Below are 25407 nucleotides of genomic sequence, written 5' to 3' on the forward strand. Positions count from 1 at the left end.
TTATCAAGCCCATGAACTTGGAGCCTATTACCCATCTTGACCGACTCGATGGACTTCTTTGGCTCCGCGTGGCGAAAAGCGTGGGCAGGTTTCACTCCGCGGCATGTTCCTCCCCAAGGCGCCCGACTGTCTCTCCCCAGGACATCAAGCATTCACCTAAGGAAGAACATGAAAAAACCGTCCGCGTTATCTAAAATCCGTGCCTTCTACGCCTTGGCTTCGTTGCTTGCTTTGTCGCAATACTCCAACGCGATCACAATGAGTTTGACCACCTCCGGGACCTGGAATATCGCCGGAAACTGGAGCACCGGCGTGCCGACCGCCAGTGACACCGCAAACGTGGACGGCAATCGCACCGTCACCGTGGTGGCCGGAGTTTCAGGATCGGCAGCCACCCTCAACGTGGGCAATAGCGGCACGGGAACATTAAATATCACTGGCGGCAGCCTATCTGCCGCCACCAGCTACCTGGGAAACAGCGCCAACTCTTCCGGCACGGCAACCATGAGCGGCGGCACCTGGACGGCCACGAATCTTTATGTCGGCCGCAACGGCAAAGGAACACTGACTCTTACCGGCGGCACCGTAAGCGGCGCCACTACCTATATCGGCGCCTCTGCAGGTTCTGTCGGCACGGCAAACATCAGTGGCGGCACACTTTCCGCGCCCGCCGCTTTATATATTGGCAATAGCGGCACTGGAATACTGAATCTTACCGGAGGCAACATAGCTGCCGCCACCACTACGCTTGGCAATGGGGCGGGCGCAGTCGGCACAGCCACCGTTAGCAGCGGCACATGGGTTTCCAACTCCCTTTACGTGGGCGGCAACGGCACCGGCACGATCAATCTAAATGGAGGCATCATCACTGGCACCACCACCACCATTGGCTACAATACAGGGAGTGTCGGCACGGCAACCGTCAGCAGCGGCACACTGATCGCCAACACCCTCTACGTAGGCTACTCCGGCGCCCAGGGAACATTGAATATCTCCGGCGGCAATGTCACCGGTACCAACACCACCCTTGGCTACACCGCAGGCGCCAGCGGGTTCGTCTCGGTGACTGGTGGTACGTTCACCACCGCAACGCTTGCGGTGGGCGCTGCTGCCAGTGGCACCTTAACCCTGAGCGGCAATGGTGTCGTTAATGTTACCAACGGAACGCTGACACTAGCCACGACCACCGGCACCGGCACCCTGAACTTCGGCACCGGAGGCGCATCGGTTGGGACGCTGAACGCAACCACGGTCACCGGCGGCACGAACCGCTCCACGGTCAACTTCAATTCCAGCGGAACCCACAGCTACAGCCAAAACTTTACGGGTGGCCTGGCGATCAATCAAATTGGCAGCGGCACCACCACGCTCACGGGCGCCAACACCCACACCGGGCTTACCACCGTCTCCTCGGGCGAACTCAAGGTGGACGGTTCGCTCTCCACCACCGGCACCGTTCAGGTCGCCATCGGGGCCCAACTGGCCGGTTCCGGTACCGCGGGCAACGTGTTCATCAACGGCTCCATCGCGGGCGGCGACTCCGGCGGCGCGCTCCACGTTCGGTCGCTAACCATGCTGGATGGAGCCTCCTTTAACGTGGCCATCTCCGGCACCACGGCGGGAACTGACTTTGGACAGGTTATTGTGAGCAATGCCGTGAGTTTATCTGGAACACTCAATATTACTTCACTCACCGGCCTTAGCCTCAACGACACCATCGCGCTGCTTCTCAACTCCAGCAATTCGCTCACCAGCGGAAGCTTTAGCTCGGTGCTCGTCGGCGGAAACGCCGTTACACTGGTCAACAACAGCTTCACCTACAATGGAGGAACCTACCGCATCTCCTACTTGGGCAATGCCGATGGGGGCACCGTGGCGAACGACGTGACCCTCAACCTCGCCGAGGCCGTCCCCGAACCGGCCACTTGGGCGTTGATCCTGGGCGGCGCAGGCCTCTTCGCTTGGGCCAAACGCCGCCGGGGCTAAACCGGGAAACGTTTCTCTGATTCAAACCGCCGGGGGGGAAAACGGTTTCCTTCCGACGGTTTCGTTTTACCGCCGCCATTGCGCCAACGTGCGCACGACTTCCTCGTCCTCGACCGCCCGGAAGTCGTCGTAAAACTGCCCGACGGCCATGAACACCGGCTCGGCGCTCAGGATCAGCGTAGTGTCGGCCGCTTTGCGCAGCGTGGGCAGGAGCTCGCGCGGGGCCACGGGCAGGGCCAGGATGCACCTCTTCGCCCCGCCCCGCCGGAGCGCGGCCAAGGCGGCCAGGGCGGTCGAGCCGGTGGCCGCGCCATCATCGACCAGGATAACCGGGCGGTCCTCCACTTGAACGGGCTCGGAACTGCCGCGAAAGGCCATCATGCGCCGCTCCAGCTCCATCCGCTCGCGACGGATGGCTTCTTTAAGGTATTCCTCGCCCACGCCCAACGCGGCGATGGTCTCGGCATCGAGCACAGTTTCGCCATGGGAGGAGACCGACCCAATGCCAAACTCCGGGTTGCCGGGCGCGCCGATCTTGCGCGAAAGCCAGACATCCAGCGGGGCATGGAGACCCCGGGCCACCTCGGCCCCGACAACGATGCCGCCCCGGGGAATGGCCAGAATGAGCAGCCCCTCCTCCTCACCGCCGGGGGAGACGACGCCCTCATCCACCAAGGCACGCGCCAATTCGCGCCCCGCCTCGACCCGGTCCCGAAAGATTTTCACGGCACGGAATCGACCGGGCCAGGGGCTTTGGACGGCCCGCGATTACCAGTCGATCTCGACCTCGCGCTTTTGCTGGAAACGGTCGAGGAAATAGAGCCGCTTATGGTCGCGGCCATACTCGTGGACCATTTTCGTCACCTTCACGTCGAAACAGCAGTATTCGGCGATATCCAGGATCTTGCCTTCGCGCCACCAACGGATGGCGTCCAGGCCGTCGGCGGTCTTGCCCACGCCGAGGGAGGCCGTGGCCACGGCGTCGAGGCTCAGGCGGTGGCCCAGCTTTTTCTCCAGCTCGACCATGAGATCAAGGGTGCGGGCCAGGGCCGGGATGTCGTAGACGGAGTAGCCCATGAGGACTTCGTAGTCGAAGTTGATGCAGTTGAAGCCGACGACCAGGTCGGCCCGGAGCAGTTCATCGACCAGTTCGTGGACCCGTTTCTCGGGGTAGATCTGGTACTGCCCCGTGGCGGAGGAAAAGGTGACGCCCACGGACATGCCCATGTCGCGCTTGTGGTCCCAGCCGCCCGCGTCATTGGCGGTGCGCTGGGTTTCCAGGTCGAAGTAGACGATGTTGGGTGTGCTCATGATGAGTGGGTCGGGAAGGAAAAATATTCCGGCCTGGGGCATTTTGACCAGCGCGAAGTCGGCCTTTCCATGAGGGCCCGCCGGGGCTACGGTAGGGGGCTATGTTGATGCTGCCCAGCCCGTTGATGCCCGAATCGCTCCCCACCGCGCCATGATTGCCGAACTTCTAGCGCCTGCGGGCGAGTGGGATTGCGTTCGTGCCGCCGTCGCCAATGGGGCCGACGCGGTTTACTTCGGCCTGGACCGTTTCAATGCCCGGATGCGGGCGGAAAATTTCACAGAGGAGGACCTCCCCCGGGTGGTGGCCTACTGCCGCAGCCACGGGGTGAAGACCTACGTAGCCTTTAATACGCTGGTCTTCACGGGCGAGCTGGAGGAGGCGGCGGATTACCTGCGGCTCCTCTCGCGCTCGGGCGTGGACGGGGTGATCGTGCAGGACATCGGCCTGGCCCGGCTGGCCCGCGCACTGGTGCCGGAGCTGCCGCTGCATGCCTCAACGCAAATGACGATTACGTCGCCGGAGGGGGCGGCGCTGATTCAACGCGAGCTGGGGGTACGGCGGATCGTGCTGGCCCGGGAGCTTTCGCTGCGCGAGCTGGAGAAATTTCCGAAATCGGACGGCCTGGAGCTGGAGGTTTTCGTCCACGGGGCGCTTTGCGTGGCCTATTCGGGCCAGTGCCTCACGAGCGAATCGCTGGGCCACCGGAGCGCGAACCGGGGCGAGTGCGCCCAGGCGTGCCGTCTCCCCTACGAGCTGATCGTGGACGGGGCCGTGCGCGACCTTGGCCCGAAGCGTTACCTGCTTTCGCCGCAGGACCTGGCGGCGGCGGATGACTTCCCCGAGCTGCTGAAGCGGGGCGTGGTTTCCTTCAAGATCGAGGGGCGGCTCAAGAGCCCCGAGTACGTGGCGGCGGTCTGCCAGGTTTACCGCAAGGCGCTCGACGCCGCGCTGGCGGGACGGGGCGGTAAGATCGACGCACCGGACCGTTACCAGCTGGAAATGGCCTTTTCGCGCGGATTTTTCACGGGCTGGCTCCATGGTGTGGATCACCAGCGCCTCGTGGCGGCGCGGTTCGGCAAAAAGCGCGGGGCGCTCATCGGGGCGATCGGCCGCGTGGGGCGGGATTACGTGGAACTCGCGGCGCTCGAAACGCCGGTGAAGCCAGGCGACGGCGTGGCGTTCGAAACGGGCGGCGACCCGGACAAGGAGCAGGGCGGACGCGTCTACCAGGTGCGCGGAGGGCGGCTCTTTTTCCAGCACGACCATATTGATTTCTCAGCGCTCACACCTGGCAACCGGGTCTGGAAGACGAATGACCCGGCGCTCGACTCGGCGCTAAAGAAGAGTTTCGCGGGCCGGATCGAGCCGCGCCACCGCGAGCCGGTGGAGCTGCGCGTGAGCGGCAAGACCGGGGAGCCGCTCGTTCTGGAAGCCCGGCGCGCCGGGGCCGAACCGATTCGCGTGGCCTCGGAGATTTTACTGCAAACGGCCCGGACGGCTCCGCTCACCCCGGAGAAGCTCGGCGAACACCTGGGCCGCTTCGGCGACGCCCCGTTCGCGCCCGCCTCGCTGCACAACGGTCTAGAGGGGGCGGTGATTCTCCCCATCGGCGAAATGAACCGGCTCCGCCGGGAGCTGGTGGCGCGCCTGGAGGCGGCTGCCGTGCCCACGCAACGCGCAGAAAGCACCGGGACCATCCGGTACTTTCTTTCCCGGCTGCCCCAGGCCCCGGCCCCGGCGGCCAAGCCCGCGCTTTCGGTCCTCTGCCGCAGCGATGAGCAGCTCGACGCGCTGCTTGATGAGGGGGTGGAAACCGTTTACCTCGATTTCGAGGACGTGCGCCGCTACGGCCCTGCTGTGGAGCGGGTGCGCGCCCGCAGCAGCGCAACGGCCGTCTTCCTGGCCACGCCGCGCATCCAGAAGGCCGGGGAGCAGGGATTTTTCAAGCTGATCGAGGCCGCCAAGCCCGACGGCGTGCTGCTGCGCAACCTGGGCGGGGTCGATTATTTCCGCCAAAGCCCGCTGCGCAAACGGGGCGACTTCTCGCTCAACGTGGCCAACCCGTTTACGGCGGCATTTTTCATGGAGAAGGGGCTGGAGCACGTCACGGTCTCCTACGACCTGAACCTCGGCGAGGCCCTCGCGCTGTTGCGGGCTGCGCCGCCGGAGTGGTTCGAGCTGACGCTCCATCAGCACATGCCGATGTTTCATATGGAGCACTGCGTCTTCGCGGCGTTCCTCTCGCAAGGCCACTCGCACCTCGACTGCGGGCGCCCCTGCGAAGCCCACCGCGCCCACCTGCGCGACCGCACCGGCACCGCCCACCCGCTGCGGCCCGACGCGGGCTGCCGCAACACACTCTTTAACGCCACGGCGCAGACCGGCGCGCCGTTCTACGACGACCTGTCCGCAACGGGCCTCCGGCATTACCGGGTAGAACTGCTGGAGGAGTCGGCGGCGGAGACGCGGGCGATCGTCGCGGCTTACCGGGCGCTCCTGGGCGGCAGCCAGACGGGCCGCGACCTTTGGCGTGAGCTGCGAGCCCAGTCGCGCCTCGGCGTGACGGCGGGGACCTACCAGGGCTAGGGTGCATATCGAGCGCCCCGCCGCTGCCAGAAAAAGTTTGCGGAGATGATTTGATATCATCTAGGCTGCCGCGTCATGAATGGAATCGCCGCCATATCGGATCTGAACCAAGGCCTCTGGGCGCTCCCAAGCTCGACCAACCTCGTCGGGTGGCTGATTGGCCTAGTCATCGGGTTGGTCATCGGCCTTTCCCTCTCCGCGTTGATCATCAAGCTGTTTGTGCGGGTGCTCTTCGGCTACTGGCCTTCCTTCAATAATGCGTTTTGGGCCTCCTTTTGCGCCCTGCTGGCCACGGTGATCGTCAACGTCATCCTCCGGTTTTTTTTCGGCATTACGCCGACGGGAGTTACGGCGATCGTTTTTGCCGTCCTTCAGTTTTTCTTTCAGGCGGCGATCCTCGGTACGGTGTTGGAACATCCCGAGGCGGAGAGCGGCAAACTCGGAATTCCCAAGGGGATTCTGCTGTACGGGACCCAGCTGGTAGTGGGTTTTTGCCTGGGCCTGGCCTTTTTCTTTGTCCTTCCCGCAGGGGCAAAAGCCGCCTTTCTGCAAGCGCGCGCAAAGCGCCAAGCCACCCTGGTCTCGGCTCCCGCCGCGCCGCTCATCGGCACTTCGCCGGTGGCGAACCCCAGGACCATCGAGGAGGCGCAACGGGAGGCGGTGCGCCGGTATCCCGAGCTGGCCGTCGCCGGATCGGCCTTCAACCGGGAATTCCGCGCCCGGTATGACCGCTACCGGAAAAGCGACCCAAAATATTTTCTCGAAACCAACTGGCCTATTTCGTTGGCCGAAGAAACCAATGGCGCGCTAAAGTCGCGCTAATGCTCACCACCCCAGACTCTTCCCGCAGAACGGCCCTCCTTACCTGGGCCCTTGCCGCCGCCGGGTTCATCATCGCCGCGCTCTGCCTGGCCAGCCTGACCAACGACGGAGCCTATTACCTCGTGCGGCTGCTCCAGGAGGGGGCCGCGTGCGTGCCGCACCACCGCTGGCTCGACCATGTGATCCAGGCCCCGATCCTCTGGGCGCTGCCGTGGGCACCCTCCCCCGCCGCGCTCGCCCGGGTGCAGGGGCTGGTCTGCTCAGCGGTACCGCTCTTAAGCCTCGCGGCCTGCCTGGCAATGCTGCGCGGACCCCAGGCCCCGCTGCGGATGTGGGCGGTCTTCGGCATTCTGCTGGCCCCGCTGCCGGGGCAGATCGTGATGGTGGGCGAGGTGACTCAGGCGCTCCAGGCGGGGTGGGTGGTGCTGGCGTTTGTCTGGTGCGGCTGCCCCTGGCACTGGGCTCCGGTGGCGCTGCTGGCCGGTATAGCGCTGGACGGCCTGCACCCCGTCTCGATGGCGCTTTACGGTTTCGCGGCGGCCACGGCCCTCGGGCTGGCGCTCGCAGCTCCGGGACCTGGCCGGAGGCGGCTGGCGGGCTGGGGCGCGCTTTTTGCCCTCGCGACGCTCGCCAAGGGGCTGGAGGTGGCGCTGCTGGCGACGGATTATGAGCGGGCCAATCTTGCGGCGAACGCCTGGCTGGGGGAAGCGTTCTCGGGGCTGTTATTGAGCCCGTTTGCGGCGCTGTTGCCCGCCTACGCCGCCGCGGCGCTGGAGTTCCGCTCGGCCTGGACGGGGAAGCCCGCCCCGGCGGCCCTCGCCCGGTGGCGCAAGGGGCTCTGGCTGGTGGCCCTCGCCCTCGGGCTCCTCTACGGGCTGGTCCCGGGGGGCTGGGCGGGGTCGCTCTGCTACCGGAAGTTTGGCATCCTGGCCACGGCTCCGCTGGCGCTCCTGGCCGGGCTGGAGGCTTGGCGGCTGTGCAAGGGCGCGGCGCTCCCCGCGCGAACGGCTGCCCCGGTGTGGCCCGCGCTGCTTTTTGCGGTGACGATGAGCGCCATGTCGCTTTCCTGGGCGGGCCTTTGCGGGGTGTTTGAGAAATCCCTGGCCGCTTCGCCCGCCCCGGTGCACACCCAAGAGGCGCTCCCCCGGATCGCCCGCGAAAGCGCGCTCAACCACTGGGGGACCACGGCGCTCTCCCTGCTTCTCCAGGGCTGGAGCCCGGAGAAGGTGCATGTGTGGGATGGCGACGTGCAGCGCCAGGAGGGCCGGTTCTGCATCTGCCCTAAGGACGCCTTTGAATGGACCGACCGGGGCCTGAAGCTGGCATGGATCGGCCACCTGCCGCTGGCCGCCGCACCGGAACCCGCGCAACGGCCCTAACAGGTGCCCCCCTCGCGGGCTTACATTTCGATCAGCTTGACGTCGTCGATGTAGAAGACGGCATCTTCGCCGACGAGCGAGGCCCGCAGGTCAAAGAGGGAGTTGTACTGGATTTTGCTGCCCGGCTTGTTCCACTTGTCGAAGTTGTTGAGGTCGGGCTGGGTGATGAACTTGAAGCTGATCGGGCGTGAAATGGTGGTCCAGGCGGTGCCGACGTTAAAGTCGAAGTCATACATCAGCGCCTCGGAGGCCCGGACGTCAGCCGGAGGAGCGGGCTGCTTGGCGGCCACCATGTCGCGCACGAGCCAGCCGCCGAAGAGGAAATAGAGGTGCGCTTTCTTGACGTTGCGCCCCTTGACCTTGAAGGACAGCATGTATTTGACGTTGGGCCGGACGTTATTCCAGCCCGGCTCCTGGCGGAGGGTGACGCTGTTGGTTTCGGCAAAGTAGCTGCTGCGCCAGTAGGCGTCGCCCCAATAGCTCGGCGAAATAAAGTCGGCCTGGAACCCGGCGGATGGCCCTCCCTGGGCGGGCACCTCGAACGGCGTAAGGAGGAGCGGGGCGCGCCGGATGATCCGGTTTTGCGAGGGGCTGTAGGCAAATTTCAGGACGTTTTTGCCAGTGGCCTGCGCCGCCTCGGGGTCCTCCTGGGGCGATACGACGGAGAAGTAGTTCAGGAAATTCCCCTGGAAGTAGCCGAAATTGATCTTCCAGTCGCCCGGGGCGCGGATGGACCCTCTCGGGAAGACTTTTTCGCCCTTGAGGTCGACGAGCGGCCCGAATTTCGGCTCGGTGGCCGTGCCGATGTTGTAGGAAACGGCGATGTGGCCGTCGGGCTTGCCAACGATGATGTCGAATTTGCCGTCGCCGTTGAGGTCGGCCACGGCGGGGGCTACGCAACGCAGCCCAGCGGGGCCGCTTCCAATGTTGACGGTGCCGCCGAAGCTGATCGGCTGGGGCTGGCGCTTGAGTTCGACCCCCTTTTTCCACGTGCCCTCGCTCAGGTAGACGTTGATCTGACCCGTGCGGTCGCCCACGAGCAGGTCGGGCTGGCCGTCGCCGTTGTAATCGACCACGGCGGGAGCCAGCTGCTCGCGGCCGTCGCCGAAGGCCAGGTAATCATGAAAATCCTCGTTGTAGGTGGGCAGGGCCGTCTTTGAGGAAGAGGAAAATGCCGCCGTGCCGACGAACCCGCCCGAGCCCCCGCTCCCGCCGCTCATGCCGGTGGCGTTAAGGAGCAGGTGGATGGCGTTGGCGGAGTAGCTCCCCTCGCCGACGAGGATGTCGAGCTTGCCGTCGCGGTTCCAGTCAAAGGCGGCCGGGGCCATCAGGTTGGCCCAGAGCCCGCCGTCCTTGGTGGTCGGGAGCTTGATCGAGTCCACGGTGGCGGGCTGCTTCCATTCGGGCACTTGCAGCGTGCCGGTGTTTTTGATGACGAGCAGGTCGCCGTAGTAGTTGCCCAGGAGGAGGTCCTGGAGGCCGTTTTTGTCGAAATCCGCCAGGGCGAGCTTGAGGCCGTCCCCGTAGCTACGCCGCCAGTAGTCGCCGACTTTAGTGACGGCGGGCCAGGGGAAGCGCCCCAGGAAGAGAGGCAGCAGTTCGCAATGGGTGAACTTCGGCTCGGTGGGCGTGCCGCTGTTAAAGTAAACGCGGAAGTAACCGGCGGAGTCCACGGTGATCAAATCAAGCAGGCCGTCGCGGTTGAAATCGGCCACCTGCACGGAGACCGGCATGGGCAGGCGGCCTGTGTTGCCGCCGTCGAGAATGGCGTCGATGCTATAGGAACGGGCCCCGCGCTGGGCGTAGAAGACGCCATTGGGGGGCGGAGACTTGATTTTGGCCCCGGCATCGTCGGCGATAACGTCGCCGGAAAGGAGCCCGTCGCGGTCCACCCCATCCCACAGGTTATCCTCCTCGGTGAACTTTTCGAAGTTCCCGTTTTTGAGGATGTTCTGGCCTTTGGGGATCGGCGTCGGCGTTGGCGTCGGTTGTTGGGCCAGGGCTATAACCGGCAGCACAAGGAGGGCAATAATACAGACCTTCATGGGGAGAAATATCTGGGGAAGAGAAACGGGGGAGACGTGTTCCTTTATTTAAGCTGTTTTGAGCCCTATCTGCAACCGAAGAAACGCACTTCAACTTTTTGCTTCATCCCGGCCCGGCAAGCTGTTTGACTAGGAGGCTCACAAAAACATTTATGAAGATTTTTGTTACCGGCGGAGCCGGCTACATCGGCAGCATTTGTGTGGAGCAGATGCTCAACCAGGGTCACGAGGTGACGGTCTTCGACAATCTTACGGAAGGTCACCGCAAGGCTGTCGATCCCCGCACCAAGTTCGTCTTTGGTGACTTGCAGAAACCGGAGCAGATCGCCGCCGCATTGCGCGAGGCTGCTCCCGAGGCCGTCATGCACTTCGCCGCCAACGCACTGGTGGGCGAGTCGATGACGAACCCCTCCAAGTACTTCCGCAACAACGTCTACGGCGGCATCAACCTGCTCGACGGCATGGTCGCGGCGGGCGTCAAGAAGTTCGTCTTTTCCTCCACCTGCGCCACGTTCGGCCCGCCCGAGCGCAACCCGATCGACGAGACGCTCCCGCAGCGGCCGATCAACCCTTACGGCGAATCGAAGCTCCTTTTCGAGAAAATCCTCCGCTGGTACGACCAGATCCACGGCCTGAAATTCGTGGCCCTGCGCTACTTTAACGCCGCTGGCGCCTCCGAGAACTACGGTGAAGACCACCGCACGGAGACCCACATCATCCCGAACGTCCTCAAAGTCGCCCTCGGCCAGAAGGACCACGTGGACATCTTCGGCAACGATTACGAGACTCCGGACGGCACCTGTATCCGGGATTACATCCACATCATCGACCTCGCCCAGGCCCACATCCTGGCCCTGGGCCGCACCGAGAGCGCCCTCTACAACCTGGGCACCGGCGGCGGTACGAGCGTGCGCGAGATCATCGCCGCGTGCGAAAAGGTGACCGGCATCAAGATCCCCGTCAAGGAGACCCCTCGCCGCCCTGGCGACCCGCCCCTCCTGATCGCCGCCTCCGAGAAGGTCAAGCGCGAGCTGGGCTGGAATCCCCAGTACCAGTCGATCGACAAGATCATCGAAAGCGCCTGGGCCTGGCACAAGAAGCACCCGACCGGCTACGGCGACTAGTCTACTTTGCGGTTTTCCCGAGGCGCAGCCGGGAATCCGGCTGCGTCTTCGTTTTTTTACTGGTTCCTCCCCTTATCGATAAATATAAAATCGACATCTCTTCTTATGACTCCTCGTATCCTGGAAGGTAAAACCGGCGTCGTCTTCGGCGTCGCCAACAAGCGCAGCATCGCCTGGGCCATCGCACAGGCATGGGCCGCGGCGGGCGCCAAGCTCATTTTCAACTACCAGGGCGAACGCCTGAAGGATAACGTGGAGGAGCTCGTCGCCGAATTCGGGGCCGACACCCCGCTCTATCCGTGCGACGTCACCAAGGACGAGGAGATCAAAGAATTTTTCCAGAAGACCAAAGAGCACTTCGGCACCATCGACCTGATGCTCCACTCCGTGGCCTTCGCCCCGCGCGAGGCGCTCGAAGGGCGCTTCCTCAACACCAGCCGCGAGGCTTACTTGCTGGCGCACAACATCTCGGCCTACTCGCTCCTGGGCCTGGCCCGCGAGGCGGCCCCGCTCATGCCGCGCGGCGGCTCCATCATGGCGATGAGCTACTACGGCGCGGAGAAAGTCGTGCCCCACTACAACGTCATGGCCGTGGCCAAGGCGAGCCTGGAGGCGACCGGCCGCTACCTAGCCTACGACCTGGGCAAACAGAACATCCGGGTCAACTGCATCAGCGCCGGGCCCGTACAGACGCTCGCCGCCCGGGGCATCGCCGGGTTCAGCCAGATCAACAAAGTCTACCAGGAGCGCGCCCCGCTCGGGCGGAGCTGCACGGTCGAGGAGATCGGCGCGACGGGCCTGTTCCTCGCCAGCGACGGCGCCGCCAGCATCACCGGCCAGACGATCTACGTCGACGGCGGCTACCAGATCATGGGCATGTAGGCTCGTGGCCTTTCGGCGGAGAAAGAGCAGGGAAGTCTAGAACTTCACCTGCACGCCGCCGGTGGCGCTCTGCGAGCTGGAGTTGGAACGGCCCAGCCCGGCAATGTAGAAGGCATACACGCCGATTCGAGGGGAAAGCTGGAGGCTCGCGCCGACGTCGAGTTGCAAGCTGTCGCGGCCCAGCTCCGGGCCGAATACGGTGAAGTCGCCCCCCGGCAGGAAGCTCGCGCCGATCCCGCGCGCGCTCTCCAGGTATTCGTGGAGCCATTGCACTTTTAACTGCGGGCTGACGAGCGCCGTTTTCCCCACCGGGAAAAAGGTGGACACCTGCATGCCGAGAGCGCTTTTTAGCGAATCGGCGTTCTGGCTGCCGATCTTGAGCGGGGCCAGCGAACCGTGCTCGTCAAAGGCGTCGATGCCCACCCAGCTGTAGCGCAGCGATGCGAGCGGCCCGGCATTAAGGCAGCCCCGGGTGTAGTTCCAGCCGCCGCCGAGCATCGCGTTGAAATCGGTGCCGTCCGAGTCGCCCCAGGCCGTTCCGCCGAGGCTATCGCGCCGGGTGGCGTAGTCGTTGAAGCCGCCGCCAAGCGCCCCGTTCAGGTACGCGCCCCGGCCAAAAAGCGTGCCGTAGGCCCCGAGCTTGCCGCTGTCGATCCGCACCGGGCCTTTGGAGTAACCCGCCCCGAGCGTATTGGCGTAACCGGCCGTGAGCCCGAAGGCGGCGTGGTCGCCCCAGCGGTAGTCGGCCCCCGTGGTGATGCCGGAGGTGGCGAACTCCGCGCCCCGGGCGATGGCGGAGCTCTCCTCATCTACCCATTCACCGGAACCGTTGACAAAGAAGCCCCAGCGGCTGTCAATGGGCGCGGGAGCCAGCGCCTTGCCATCCTTGCCGATGGCCTGTTTGGCCGAGGGATCGCCTGCCGTGGCGCGGGTGCCGTGCGGATCAACGAGGCTCAGGCCGCTGGCGCTAAAGCCCGCCGGAGCGCCGTTGCGGATCTCCTGCATCCGCTGTTCGAGGTTGGAGGTCTGCACTTGGTCGAAAGAGATAATGGCATCGAACATCGGGACGAGGCTGGTGGGAACAATGCGCTCCAGCTTGGAGGGAATGGCGCGGTTGGAGGTACTGTCGAGGAGATCGACCAGGCCCGAGACTTTCGAGGAAGCGACCACGCGGTCGAGCGCCTCGGCCACGGCTCGTTGATTAGGCGTGAAGCCGCCAACGTCGGCGAAGCGCCCCTGGACCGCTTCGAGCGTGACGTCGGTTCCAGTGTAGGCCAGGAGGATTTTCACCGGGGTGCCCGTATCGAGGGAAGAAAGGTTCGAGGCGGCGAAAGTGCCACTGAGGGCCCCGGCGGTAAGGAAGCTGAAGCGGTCGCCCCGCCGCAGTGTATAGCCGTCGAGTAGTTCGAACACCAAACCGCCGCCGAGGAAAGCCGTGCCCGTGACGACCAGGTGGTCAAAAACGCTGGCGGAGGCGATCTGGATGAGCAGCGCGCCTGAGGAACCTTGGTCGTAGTTACCGTTGATGGTCAACGTGCCGGGCGAGTTGCCGGGGCTGACCAGCGATTGGTTGGAAACGTTGCCATGGATGACGCCGCTGCCACCGAGGATGCCCCCCAGCACGGTGACGTCGCCAGCAATGGAGCCGTTGACGGCCAGAGTGCCGCCAACCACGGTGGTGGGGCCGCTGTAGGTGTTGCTACCCGTGAGCACCAGCTCGCCCGTGCCGCCTTGGATCAGCCCGCCGGTGCCCGAAATGCCGCCGGAGTAGATCATCAGATCCGAGCGGTTGAAGACGAGAACGCCGTTATCCACCACGGTATCCGAAATCCACCCCGACGCGCCGCCGTCGCCCACCTGCAACGTGCCCGAAAGAATGGCGGTGACTCCCGTGTAAACGTTGTTGCCGGTGAGGATCAGCGTTCCCGGGCCGCTCTGGATAAGGCGGCCCGTCCCGGAGATAACGCCAGAGGCGGTGACGATATCGGAGCGGTTAAACACCAGCACGCTCTGGTTCTCCGCATTGCCCGGCAGCTCCCCGGAAGTGCCGCCATCGCCGATCTGCAAGGTACCGGAGCGAATGAGCGTGGGGCCGGTGTACCAGTTCTCGCCGGTAAAAATGGTCAGGCCCGAGCCAATGACGTTAACGCTCAGGTTACCGGCAAAAATCTGCCCAAAGGTATTGCGCCCGCTGGAGTTGATATTGACGGTGGCTACGCCTGAACTGCCATACACCTCCGTGGCGTAGAGCGTTCCCACGGAGGTCCCGCCCGTACCGAAGTTCAGCGTTCCCACGGAGCCCGTCCCCGAGGCAAGCACCAGCCCGCCTTGTTCTAAGCCTATCCCCACCACGCCGTCGGCGTCGAGGTTCAGCGTACCCGTGCCATTCTCTCCCACCACGATCCCGTTGAGCGCCTCCACGGATCCCCCGGTGACACTCATCGTGCCGATCCCCCCGCTGGCGACGCCCATAGAAAGGCTCCAAGAGCTCCAAGTGCCCCCGGTCATCACCACATTGCCTATACCGGAATAGCCAATCATAGAGGCCACTTGGTCAACAAGGCCACCATTAATGGTCACCGTTCCGGTGCCGTAGGTACCAACATTCATCGCCCATCCGGACCAGGTGCCGCTATTCAACACGACGGAGCCGGGCCCCCCATAGGTTCCCACATAGGTCTCATGGGCGGGGACGACGCCGCTATTGATGGTCAGCGATCCTGAACCGGAATAGCCAACGTGAAGATCATTCATCGTCTTCCACGTGCCGCTGTTGACAACTACCGCGCCATAACCCGTGGAATCGACCGAGATGTAGCCGTAGTTGTCGACCACGCAGCCGCCGTTGATGGCCAGTTTCCCCTTGCCGTCGACGCCGACTTCAAGGACACCGGTATTTGTCCAGGTTCCGCTGGTTATTTCCACGGAACCATAAGAACCGGCCGCTTGGCCAATGAAGCCGTCCGAATTGGTGAGAAGGTTCCCAGAAAGTATCAGCACTCCGGAGCCGGATTTGCCAATCCATAAGCTATTGGTATTGGTCCAAGTGCCGGAAACCATACTCACCGAACCGTAGGACCCGGCATACTCTCCGATGGAGGTATTGGTGACGCTGACAGTAACGCCCCGCGCTGTTAACGCCGCTGAACCAGAATAACCGACAGCCACGTAACCGTACGAGCCAGAGCTAATCGCCCCCGAGGAGGTGGAGTCGATCACAAGGGAGGCCCCATCCCCCCACGCCAACGCGTTCATCCCCGCCAAAATTCCGATGAATACGAGCCGGCAGCCAGTACGAATTCTCTGGAAACCGGGGAACCGATGCCATGGTGAAAAAAATGTCGAAGCGCGGGAAAAGCAGTCCATTGAATGGACACCCTAAAACAGGGCCACATACGCGTCAATCTTATCAAATCACCTTACTTATGCGTGCACATATTTTACCGATCCCGGAGAGTGAAAATCGCTTACCTGATCCCGGTAAGAGGCCCGTGGCGCAGGCGGTCGATGCCCACTGCCGCGATGAGCAGGCCGCCCATGGCAATCTCCTGCAACGGCACCGGCCAGCTCGCCTGCTGGACGGCGTTCATGAGCGCCGTGATGCCCAGCGCGCCAATAAACGCTCCGCAGACACCGCCGGAGCCGCCGCCTAGCCGCACGCCGCCCCAGAGCGCCGCGGTCACGTAGGCGATTTCGAGCCCGAGGGCGGCTCGCGTACTCCCATGCCCCGCCACGGCCATGCCCGCGAGCCCCGCCAGCGCGAATAGGCATCCGGCGGCCGTGTAGACGAGGCCCTTGGTGAGCCGCACGCGCACGCCACAGAGCCGCGCCGCTTCTTCATTGGAGCCGATGGCCCGCAAGTGCCGACCAAAAACGGTGATGCGCAGGAGAACCGCCAACCCTACGGTGAGCAGCGCCACCAGCAGCAGGCCCGGCGCGAGGTTGAGCCCGCGAAGGGTGTTGGAAGCGGCCAGCGGAACGTCCGTCGTGTCCTCCCCGGCGATCCAATGCGCCGCGCCCCGGGCGATGCCGAACGTGCCCAGGGTGATCAGCCACGAGGCCCCCGCCGTCCGGGCAAACCCGACCAGCGCGCCGTTCAGTGCCCCCAGCGCGCCGCCCGCCAGCAGCGCGCAGCCGAGCGCGGGAAGCACCGGCGTCCCTCGCCCGAGCAACGCCGCCGCCACCACGCCCGCCAGGACGGCACAGCCCCCGGCGCTCAGGTCGATGCCGCCCACGAGCAGCACGAGCGCCATTCCGAGCGCTCCGAGGCTGACCGAGAGCGCCTCAATCGCCACGAAGCGCGCGTTATCGGCGGTCCAGAAAAACGAGCCCGCGCTCCCGCCATCGGGCGCGGGAGCCAGCAGCACGGCAAAAAGCGCCACCAGGACCGCCGCCACGAGGGCGGCTTCAAACGCGACGCGCCGCCAATGCTGTTGGATCAATGGGTGCATAGGGAAATCAGGGAGGACCGAGAGCTGCCGCGATCATTTCGGGCTCGGTCCACTCGCCGGACGGGCGGGAATCCACGAGCTCGCCGTGGCGCAAAAGCGCGATAGTGTCGCAGACCCTCAGCAGTTCCCCGGGGTCGGACCCGGCCCACAGGATGCCCTTGCCCTCGGCGGCGACGGCGTCCACGAGGCGGTAAATCTCCAGCCGCGAGCGGAAGTCGAGGCCGCGCGCCGGTTCGTCGAGCAGGAGGACGGAGGCGGGCTGAATCAAGAGCCGCCCGAGGCGCAGTTTTTGCCGGGCCCCGCCGGAGAGCGTGGAGGCACGCTGGCGGGGCGAACGGGCGCGCAAATGCAGCTTGGCGCTCCAATCCTGCGCGGCGGAGGCCTGGTCCTCCAGCGAAAGGATGCCGAGCGTGCTGTACTTGGAAAGGGCGGGCATCGTCAGGTTATCGGCCACGTCCATGCTCCCGAAAATAGCGTGGTCAGCCGGGGCGGCCATGGCAACCGTGCCGCCGCGCCAGATTTTCCCCCGGTGCAACGGCTCGGAGCGCATGACCAGCCGGAGCAGCTCGCGGCGTCCGGCTCCGTCGAGCCCGGTGAGCCCGAGGATCTCCCCCTCGTGCAGGGTAAGGGTGACGCCGCGCACAGCCTCGCGCCCGCCCGCCCCCTCCAGCCAGAGGACGCCGCGCCCCCGGTGCCGCTCAGCGATGCGGGGCCGAGGCGTTTCGTCCACCGGCTCTCCGGCCATGGCCTCCAGCAGGGCGGCGCGGGTGGTTTCCGCCATCAGGCCCGAGGTAACGGTGCGCCCTTCGCGCAGAACGGTAAAGCGGTCGCACAGGGCAAAAGCTTCCTCCAGGAAATGGCTTACGAAAAGAATGGCCACGCCGCCGCCCGCGAGACGGCGGAGGGTCGAGAAAAGCGGGCCGGTCTCCCAGTGCGAAAGGGAGCGCGTCGGCTCGTCGAGGATCAGCACGCGCGAACCAGCCATCAGCGCCCGGGCGATTTCCACGCGCTGGCGGTCGGCGGGGCCGAGCGTGGCGACGCGCGCGGTGGCCGGGAGGTCGAGGCTCTGGAGTTCGCCCAGCGCCCAGTTGGCCTGCTCGCGCAGCCGGGCGGGGTCGATCCAGCCGTTGCGCTCCGGCTCCTGGCCGAGGACGATGTTTTGCTCCACGGTCAGGTCCGGCGCGAGGCGCGAGACGGGGCCGACGAAGGCCACGCCTTGGCGGATGGCCTCCAGCGGCTCGCGCGGGGCGTAAGGGCGTTCGTCGAGAAGGAGCGTTCCGGCGTCGGGCGGCTCGGAGCCGCTCAGGATACGCGCCAGCGTGCTTTTGCCCGCGCCGTTCTCCCCCAGCAGGGCATGGATTTCCCCCTGCCGGAGCGCGATTCCAGCTCCGCTAAGCGCGGTGGCCGGACCATAGTGTTTGTAGATTCCGCTGGCTTCGAGTCGCATTCTAAGTCGCCCAATAGCGGGGAGGCGTGCTCCCCCCGGCGACTCCTCCCCCAGCCTAGAATCGGAATTCGGGCAGCAGGCGCTGGTAAGCGGCCACCGCATCGGGGCGGGGCGCGATGGTCCGGCAGGCCGGGCAGTAGGCGGCGGCGAGGCGCTCGTAGGGGTGGCCGCCCGCGACGTTGGCCGCGATGAAGGCCGCGCCAAGGGCCGCGGAATCGGTGGTGGAGATGGTCTCGACCGGCGTGCCAAAGACGTCGGAGAGGGTCTGCAAAATCCCCTCGCTCTGCGAAGCGCCCCCGGTGACGCGCAGCCGCTGGAACTCGCCCATCCAGAGCGAATAGCGCCGCATGGAGAGGACTTGGCCCTCGACGACGGCCCGGATGCGCACCTCGGGCGGCGCGGCGTCGTAGGCAAAGTTGGCTTTCAGCCCCGGGGTGGTGACGAGCGGGGTGATCTCCGGCTCGAACCACGGCAGCGCCCAGCGGCCTTCGTTGCCGGGAGGGGTCAGATCAAAGGCGGTGCGGTCAAAGAAGGTCCAGTCGACGCCCAGCTCCGTTTTGACGCGTTCGCGGGCGAGCGAGCCGTTTTTAAAGCAGGTAAGGCTCATGAAGCCGCCCGCCGGGTGGCCAAAGATGTGGCCGTAGCCCTCGGGGTCGAGCTTGTAGGAGTCGAGCGCGGCGAAAAAGGTGTCGCTGGTGCCCAGGCTGACGACGGCGGTGCCCTGGGTGATCGCGCCGGAGCCGACGAGACTCGCGGGGTTGTCGCCGGTCCAGACCGCGACGGGGATGCCGGGCGCAAGGCCGTACTTGGCGAAGTAGGGGGCCAGCCGTCCGGCGCGCTTGGAGCCCATCACCAGCCGGGGCAGGCGCTGGCGAAGGCCGGGCGCGGTGGCCCGGGCGATGTGCGGGTCCCACTCCATCCGGGCGAGGTTGGCCAAGTTCATTCCCGCTCCGTCGCCCAAGTCGATGGGGGCGTCGGCCCCGCAAAGCGCCGAGCAGAGAAACGACGAAACCAGGTGGATGCGCCGGGTGGCGGCGTAGGCCTCCGGTTCAGTTTTGGAAAATTTGCGAATCTGCGGCCCGGTGAAACGCTCGATGGCGGGCGAGCCGGTGAAGGTTTGCAGCGAGGAGCCGATCTCCGCCGTAATCTCGGCGCACTCGGGCCCGGTGGAGCTGTCCATCCAGATGGGCGAGGTTTTGCGGGCCAGCGCCGGGGCGAACTGCGCGGCGAGGAACTCCCCGGGGCGCAGTTGATCGACCACTTCAAAGAAGGTTTCGTTGAGATAGACCGAGCCGTGCTGCTGGCCAGAGCCGCCGATGCCCGCGACCTCCGCGAGCGGCGCGCCCGCCTGCCTGAGCCGCTCCAGAACGAGGTCCAGGGCGGCAAGCCACATGAGCGGGTCGGCGTGTTTGACCAGCGGATCGTCATTGGGCAGGACGCCGCCGGGGGAAGCGTACTCGGGCAGGTCGTTGCCGTAGTTCACCGACGCGCGCGTGACGATTTCTCCCCGGGCGGGGTCGATCAGGATCGCTTTGAGACCTTGGGTGCTGCTGTCGAGGCCGAGGTAGAGGGGCATGGGATTATCTTGTGCTTTTGGAATCGGGAGATTCCAAGACAATCGCGTTACGAATTTGGAGATTCGTAACGCGGAAGGGTTGGGCCTGCCTTGGATTAGGCCAGGAGGTATTCGTTGCGGATGATCTCCAGCAGCTCCTGGCGGCCGCTCTTGACGGTCGGTTCGGCCTGGGTGCGCACGTAGGCGTCCAGTTCGTCAGAGGAGGCTTTTCCGGCGAGGATCTTTTCGCCGAGCGGGGATTTCCACGAGCTGTAGCGTTCGGCGACGAAGCCGGAGAGGGCCTTCTCCTGGATGAGCCGATCCGCCACGACGAGGCCGCGTGCAAAGGCGTCCATGCCGCCGATGTGGGCGTAGAAGAGGTCGAGCGCGTCGTTGGAGCCACGGCGGCACTTGGCGTCAAAGTTAAAGCCGCCGCAGCCGATGCCGCCCGCCTGCTGGAGCACGACGAGCATGGCGGCGGTAGTGGAGTAGAGGTCGCTCGGGAACTGGTCGGTGTCCCAGCCGAGCAGGTAATCGCCCTGGTTGGCGTCGATGCTACCGAGTTTGCCCTCGGCGGAAGCGACGGTCAGCTCGTGCTCGAAGGTGTGGCCCGCGAGCGTGGCGTGGTTGGCCTCGATGTTGATCTTGAAGTCCTCGTAGAGCCCGTGGGCGCGCAGGAAGCCGAGGACGGTAGCGGTGTCGAAGTCGTACTGGTGCTTGGTCGGTTCCTTCGGCTTGGGCTCGATCAAGAACTGGCCCTTGAAGCCGATCTTCTTTTTGTGCTCAACGGCGAGCTGGAGGAAGCGGGCGAACTGCTCCTGTTCCTGCGGGTAATCGGTGTTGAGCAGGGTCTCGTAGCCTTCGCGGCCACCCCAGAAGACGTAGTTTTCGCCGCCCAGCTCGTAGGTGGCTTCCATGGCGTGCTTCACTTGGGCGACGGCGTAGGCGAAGACGTTAAGGTCGGGGTTGGTGCCCGCGCCGTGGGTGTAGCGGGGGTTGGAGAAGCAGTTGGCGGTGCCCCAGAGGAGCTTAATTCCGGTCTCCTTTTGCAGTTCCTTGGCCTGGGCGACGATGGCCTCCAGGTTTTTGCACGACTCGGCAAACGTGGCGCCCTCGGGCGCGATGTCGCGGTCGTGGAAGCAGTAGAAGGGGGCGCCGAGCTTTTGGGTGAATTCGAAATTGGCGCGCAAGGCGTGTCCGGCGGCTTCGAGCGGGGAGCCGCAGTTCCAGTCGCGCACCCAGGCGGCGGGGCCGAACATATCCGCGCCGGTGCCCTTGAAGGTGTGCCAGAAGGCGACGGCGAAGCGGAAGTGCTCGGCCATGGTCTTGCCCGCGATGACACGGCTGGCATCATACCATTTGAAGGCCAGCGGGGACTTGCTCTTGGGGCCTTCGTAGGCGATGGGCTGGGTGACTTGAGGGAAGTAGGTACTCATAGAGGTAGAGAGAATTCGAGTGGTTCGGGAAAACGGATTGGGGAACGGCCAAAATAACTTCTGGCTTCGAGGGCACCCTACGCGTTAAGAAAAGGTCAGTCGCTGTCCTTTTTTCGTAAAACCCGCCTTTATTTAGCAATCGGGGATTTCCCGGTATTCACCCATGAAAAAGCCCATCCATGTCGGCGTGATGGTGGACGCCTCGCGCGCCTACGGGCGGGGCATCTGCCGGGGCATCGCCAACTACGCCGATACGCGCGACGACTGGCTGCTGCTGGCCCACGAGCGGCCGGAGGTGGAGAAATTCCCGGCATGGCTCGCCAAGCAGCGGCTCCACGGCCTCATCGCCTACATCCCCAACCAGACGCTCTTCCGGCGCATCACGGCCCTCGGCATCCCGGTGGTGGATGTGCATGGGCGCTGCCGCAGCCCGCAAATGCCAGTCATCGAATCGGACGACGCGGCGATTGTCCGCCTGGCGTTCGAGTTTTTCCGGCGCGCGGGGTTTCACCACTTGGCGTATTGCGGCTACCCGAGCGTTTTTTTCTCGGACCAACGGCAGGAGGCGGCGCGGCTGGAGGAGGGGGAAAATCGCGTGCATCTCTACGCCCCCTCGCGGGCGACGCGCGCCGGGCAGGATCTCTACAAGTTCGAAAAAAGCGGCGCGGAAGCCGGCCTGGCGGCCTGGCTGCGCGCGCTGCCCAAGCCGGTGGCCATCCTGGCGTGCAACGACATCCGGGGCCAGCAGGTGATCAACGCCTGCTGCGAAACGGGCATCCGCATTCCGGAGGACGTGGCGGTGCTGGGCGTGGACAATGACGAGATTATCTGCCGCCTCTGCCGCCCCACTCTATCAAGCGTGGAGCCGGACGGGGAGCGGATCGGTTATGCGGCGGGGGAGACGATCGCGCGTCTGCTGGCGGGGAAACCGACGGAGATGCGCCTCAAGGTACCGCCACGCGGGATCGTGGAACGAAGCTCAACGGAGACGGTGGCGGCGGGGGACCCGACGGTGATTCGCGCTGCCCGGCTGATCCGCGCCGAGGCGGGAACGGCGGCGACGGTGGGGCAGATTTGCGAAGCCGCTGGCGTTTCGCGCTCCACGCTGGACCATCTTTTCCGGCTTCACCTCGGGCGTTCGGTGGCGGGGGAGATCAGCCGCATCCGGCTTCAGCGCAGCCAGAATCTGCTCCGGTACTCGGACCTGGCGCTGGGGGAGATTGCAAAGCGTTGCGGATTTTCGTCGGCGACCTATTTCGGGCGTTTTTTCAAACGCGAAACGGGGATGACTCCGGCGGCATTCCGGCGGGCGTAGCGGCTAAAATAGGAAAATAGTTATCTAGCGCGCGGAAAATGAAGCGGGCTGTCGAACGATGGGTGGATTCCCGCTTGCGGCTCAAAGAAGCCACTGCGGAACTCCCGTTCGAGAGCCCGTTTCATTTTTTCCGAGCGCTCTTGTCGCTCAGCAATATTCTACCGCTTTGGATATTACTATTTCAGCGGAAGCGTGAAGGGGGTGCACGGGGTCGGCATCGGCGGGTAGTCGGGCCGCTCCAGATTCGGGACGAGGTCCTCGATCTTGACCCAGCCGCCCTCGGCAATGGAACGGTTGGCCGCAATGCCGCACAGGATCGACGCCGCGCCCGCGCGCTGGTCTGCCGCCCTCAAATATTTGTCCTGGCCGTCGGGCGCGAACAGGTCTTTGAGTAGTACCGCGTCCCCGCCGCCGTGGCCGCCCTCGCCCGTCCACAGCGGGACTTCGTAGGCGGGTTCGCGGGTCGGGTAGATGCGCGTGAAGGTGCCTTCTTTTTTCAACGCGCCGGGAACGGTGCCGTCGCCGTTGATGTAGACGGTTTCCTCGCATTTGTGCTCAAGGCGGCCCTTGGTTCCGTTGAACTGGATGGTAAACCCTTCCCATGCGCAGAAAGCGTTGAGGCTGTACTTCAACGTCACGCCGTTGTCGTAGTTCACGATGGCTTGCATGGAGTCCTCGATGTCCATGTCGGGGCTGAAGATGCATTGGTCGCGGTGATATCCGTCGTAGGATTCCTGATCGAGATAGACCGACTTCAATTCTTCGTTGGACGCGAGATCGAGGAAAAACGGGCAGTGGGCCTGTTCCGCGCATTGCAAGCAGCGGGGCGCGGGGTGCGCGAGGCCGAGGCGCTGGGCTGTTTGCGGTGTCGCAAAGCGGCGGTGCCCGGCGGCGACGAGTTCTTTGGGGAGGGCGGAAAGCCACCAGTTAACGAGATCGAAATGGTGCGTGGATTTGTGTACCAGCAGCCCGCCGGAGTTGCTTTTATGCCGATGCCAGCGGCGGAAGTAATCCGCACCATGCGCGGTGTCCAGCATCCACTGGAAATCGACTGAGAGAATGTCGCCGATGACGCCGGACATCAGGAGTTCTTTAATCTGCGTGCGCGGGGGCGAGTAGCGGTAGTTGAAGGTGACGCGGAGGTTGCGCCCGGTGCGCTGCTTGGTCTCCAGGATGCGCCGCGCCTTTTCGGCGGTGGTGGTCATCGGCTTTTCGGTGATGACATCGCAGCCCAGCTCCATGGCGCGGCAGATGTAGAGATCATGGAAGGAGTCCTGGCAGGTGACGATGACGATCTCCGGACGGGTCTCGGCGATCATCTGGTCGAACTGCTCGGCGGCGAATTTCTTGGGGGCGAACGGCGCGACGTAGGGGAGCTCAGCCGCGAGGTTTAGGCGGCCTTCATTGCGATCGCAGAGAGCGACGAGGCGGGAAGTGGCGGTAAAGGTTTTGCCGATGGCTTCCAGGTACATCCGCGCTCTGCCGCCCAACCCGACGATGGCGTAGGTGGTGATTTTTTCCATGGGCTTGATCGTGCCTGTTTTCCCCGAAAACCGGAATACCCCCCGGACTCATCCACTTGACATTTGCGCTCATTTTTCCGGATGATACGCGCCATGCTGATTTACCTCGGGCGCGGCAAACGCCGCTATGGCGAAGCGCCGATCCAGCCAGCGCGGCGGCGGGCATGGGAGTTCCAGGCGGTGCTCCGGGGCCGGCTTGCGCCGCTTTTTCCCGAGGGGCCTGGGCCGATAGAGGCCAGCCACCTGTGGATCTTTCCGCCGGGGCATGCTCACGGCTGGACCTCGGAGCAGGCAACAACGGCCGAAGTGGCGGTGTTTCATTTTCTTTCCGCCCCGGAATTGCTGAGCCGGATGCTCGATGCGAAGGGCTACCTGGAGCTGGCCCTGACGCCCGCCAATGTGCGGCAAATCCGCGAGCTGACGCGCAAGGTGGGGAGCTACTGGGAGCACCCCGCGCCGGGCATGATTCTCTGTTACGAATACGCGCTGGCCGCTCTGAGCTTGATGGCCTGCGAGGCCCTGGCGCGGCAGCCCCAGTCCAAGCGCTTTCCCGAGGGCCGCGTCAATGCCGCGATGGTCTGGTACGCGGAGCGGATGGAGCAGAGCCCTTCATTTCCCGACCTCGCGCGGGCGGTGGGCGTTTCGCCCGCGCACCTGCGGCGGCTTTTTCACGAAGTCTTGCAGGCGTCGCCCGCGCAAGTCTTTGATCAGCTGCGCTTTCAGCGGGCCATCCAGCTGATGTCGGAGCCCTCGGTAAAGCTGGAGGAAGTGGGCGAGCGCTGCGGCTTTGGGAGCGCAAGTTCGTTTTCCCGCGCTTTCAAAAACAAATTCGGATGCTCGCCCCAGGCGTGGCAGCCGTAGCGGGGGGATCTTTGGAGAATTCCCCGGGTTGGGAACGCGGGTTGCCAAATCGGCGCGGCGCTGATAAAAAAGGCGTGCCGCTACCGCATTCTGACGCGCTGCGGTTTTGTCATGAAGCGTTTTGTTCTGTTACTTTTCTGCGTTGCCTGCGCCGTTCCGCTCCAGGCCGCTCCCGGCGACCCCGAGGGGTTGCGCGAGTGGATGAAGAAATGGTTTGGCGCCCAAGCGGAGGTCTATCGGTACGATCCGCACATGATCCGCGCGGCAGAGCTTGCCGCCCAGCGCGCGGGCACGGCCACCAAACCGCGCTGGCATTGCTGGCGCTCCGTGAAGGACGCGCTGCTCGCAGCGGGCGTCGTCGATACGCGGCCCGTCACGCAGTGGGCCAAGCAGGCGGGCGACGAACTTTGCGCCCGCTACGGCTTCACCCGCATCCCCGTCTCTGATCCGCTCCGAGCGCCGGTGGGGGCGGTGATTGTTTACGACGGGGCCGACGGCGGGCACGTGGAGCTGCGGACCGTCTCGGGTTTTGTGAGCGATTTTGTCTCGCCCACGCCCTACCCGCGCCCGTTGATCGGCGTCTATATCAAGCCGTCGTAAATTGCTCTAAAGACAGGATGAACAGGAGCTTTTTTTGGGGGGTCTGTAGGTTTTTGAGCCGAAAATAGGTGTCCCAGAAAAAA

General features: G+C 64.6%; 18 protein-coding genes. 9 read left to right on the forward strand and 9 right to left on the reverse strand.

Going from position 1 to position 25407, the window contains the following annotated elements:
• Nucleotides 1–168 precede the first annotated feature (168 nt).
• Entirely contained in the window at nucleotides 169–1986 is a 1818-nt protein-coding gene (locus tag B2828_RS10410; protein ID WP_479633668.1) for an autotransporter-associated beta strand repeat-containing protein, read from the forward strand.
• Nucleotides 1987–2052: 66 nt separating this feature from the next.
• On the opposite strand, the gene B2828_RS10415 is transcribed toward B2828_RS10410, so the two are convergent.
• Nucleotides 2053–2712 (reverse strand): phosphoribosyltransferase, encoded by a 660-nt coding sequence (locus tag B2828_RS10415; RefSeq protein ID WP_479633669.1) that lies wholly within the window; start codon nucleotides 2710–2712, stop codon nucleotides 2053–2055.
• Nucleotides 2713–2754: 42 nt separating this feature from the next.
• The gene (locus B2828_RS10420) at nucleotides 2755–3297 is read right to left on the reverse strand and encodes a ribonuclease H-like domain-containing protein (protein WP_479633670.1); all 543 of its coding nucleotides are present in this window, start codon (nucleotides 3295–3297) and stop codon (nucleotides 2755–2757) included.
• 151 nt (nucleotides 3298–3448) lie between these two features.
• On the opposite strand from B2828_RS10420, the gene B2828_RS10425 reads away from it, so the two are divergent.
• The 3 genes from B2828_RS10425 to B2828_RS10435 all read left to right on the forward strand — a co-directional run bounded on the left by B2828_RS10425 (nucleotide 3449) and on the right by B2828_RS10435 (nucleotide 8085).
• Nucleotides 3449–5884: a U32 family peptidase gene (locus B2828_RS10425; RefSeq protein WP_479633671.1), complete on the forward strand. Its 2436-nt coding sequence runs from the start codon at nucleotides 3449–3451 to the stop codon at nucleotides 5882–5884.
• A 75-nt stretch (nucleotides 5885–5959) separates the two neighbouring features.
• On the forward strand, nucleotides 5960–6706 hold the full coding sequence (locus tag B2828_RS10430; protein WP_479633672.1) for an alpha/beta hydrolase family protein: 747 nt from the start codon (nucleotides 5960–5962) through the stop codon (nucleotides 6704–6706).
• Entirely contained in the window at nucleotides 6706–8085 is a 1380-nt protein-coding gene (locus tag B2828_RS10435) for a hypothetical protein (protein ID WP_479633673.1), read from the forward strand. The genes B2828_RS10430 and B2828_RS10435 overlap by 1 nt, the downstream gene beginning before the upstream one ends.
• A gap of 20 nt (nucleotides 8086–8105) precedes the next feature.
• Here B2828_RS10435 and B2828_RS10440 read toward each other — a convergent pair whose 3' ends face one another.
• Entirely contained in the window at nucleotides 8106–10130 is a 2025-nt protein-coding gene (locus B2828_RS10440) for an FG-GAP repeat domain-containing protein (RefSeq protein WP_479633674.1), read from the reverse strand.
• 152 nt (nucleotides 10131–10282) lie between these two features.
• On the opposite strand from B2828_RS10440, the gene galE reads away from it, so the two are divergent.
• Nucleotides 10283–11254: a UDP-glucose 4-epimerase GalE gene (gene galE, locus B2828_RS10445; protein ID WP_479633675.1), complete on the forward strand. Its 972-nt coding sequence runs from the start codon at nucleotides 10283–10285 to the stop codon at nucleotides 11252–11254.
• A gap of 105 nt (nucleotides 11255–11359) precedes the next feature.
• A complete protein-coding gene (locus tag B2828_RS10450) occupies nucleotides 11360–12136 on the forward strand; it encodes an enoyl-ACP reductase FabI (protein WP_479633676.1) in 777 nt (258 codons plus the stop codon).
• A 36-nt stretch (nucleotides 12137–12172) separates the two neighbouring features.
• On the opposite strand, the gene B2828_RS10455 is transcribed toward B2828_RS10450, so the two are convergent.
• From B2828_RS10455 to xylA, 5 genes are all read right to left on the reverse strand, one after another.
• Nucleotides 12173–15355, reverse strand: coding sequence for an autotransporter domain-containing protein (locus B2828_RS10455; RefSeq protein WP_479633677.1), 3183 nt, complete (start codon nucleotides 15353–15355; stop codon nucleotides 12173–12175).
• 248 nt (nucleotides 15356–15603) lie between these two features.
• A complete protein-coding gene (locus B2828_RS10460; RefSeq protein ID WP_479633678.1) occupies nucleotides 15604–16587 on the reverse strand; it encodes an ABC transporter permease in 984 nt (327 codons plus the stop codon).
• Between the two features lie 7 nt (nucleotides 16588–16594).
• Entirely contained in the window at nucleotides 16595–18034 is a 1440-nt protein-coding gene (locus tag B2828_RS10465; protein ID WP_479633679.1) for a sugar ABC transporter ATP-binding protein, read from the reverse strand.
• A gap of 55 nt (nucleotides 18035–18089) precedes the next feature.
• Entirely contained in the window at nucleotides 18090–19610 is a 1521-nt protein-coding gene (locus B2828_RS10470; protein ID WP_479633680.1) for a xylulokinase, read from the reverse strand.
• A gap of 95 nt (nucleotides 19611–19705) precedes the next feature.
• A complete protein-coding gene (gene xylA / locus B2828_RS10475) occupies nucleotides 19706–21025 on the reverse strand; it encodes a xylose isomerase (RefSeq protein WP_479633681.1) in 1320 nt (439 codons plus the stop codon).
• A 163-nt stretch (nucleotides 21026–21188) separates the two neighbouring features.
• On the opposite strand from xylA, the gene B2828_RS10480 reads away from it, so the two are divergent.
• On the forward strand, nucleotides 21189–22340 hold the full coding sequence (locus B2828_RS10480; RefSeq protein ID WP_479633682.1) for a XylR family transcriptional regulator: 1152 nt from the start codon (nucleotides 21189–21191) through the stop codon (nucleotides 22338–22340).
• Between the two features lie 176 nt (nucleotides 22341–22516).
• Here the strand turns inward: B2828_RS10480 and B2828_RS10485 are convergent, their stop codons facing one another.
• A complete protein-coding gene (locus tag B2828_RS10485; protein WP_479633683.1) occupies nucleotides 22517–23863 on the reverse strand; it encodes a Gfo/Idh/MocA family protein in 1347 nt (448 codons plus the stop codon).
• 93 nt (nucleotides 23864–23956) lie between these two features.
• On the opposite strand from B2828_RS10485, the gene B2828_RS10490 reads away from it, so the two are divergent.
• Both B2828_RS10490 and B2828_RS10495 read left to right on the forward strand, forming a co-directional pair.
• Entirely contained in the window at nucleotides 23957–24724 is a 768-nt protein-coding gene (locus tag B2828_RS10490; RefSeq protein WP_479633684.1) for a helix-turn-helix transcriptional regulator, read from the forward strand.
• Nucleotides 24725–24835: 111 nt separating this feature from the next.
• Nucleotides 24836–25324 (forward strand): hypothetical protein, encoded by a 489-nt coding sequence (locus B2828_RS10495; protein WP_479633685.1) that lies wholly within the window; start codon nucleotides 24836–24838, stop codon nucleotides 25322–25324.
• The last annotated feature ends 83 nt before the right edge of the window (nucleotides 25325–25407 follow it).

It is taken from the genome of Spartobacteria bacterium UBA695 (assembly GCA_002298145.1).
GTDB lineage: Bacteria > Verrucomicrobiota > Verrucomicrobiia > Chthoniobacterales > Chthoniobacteraceae > UBA695.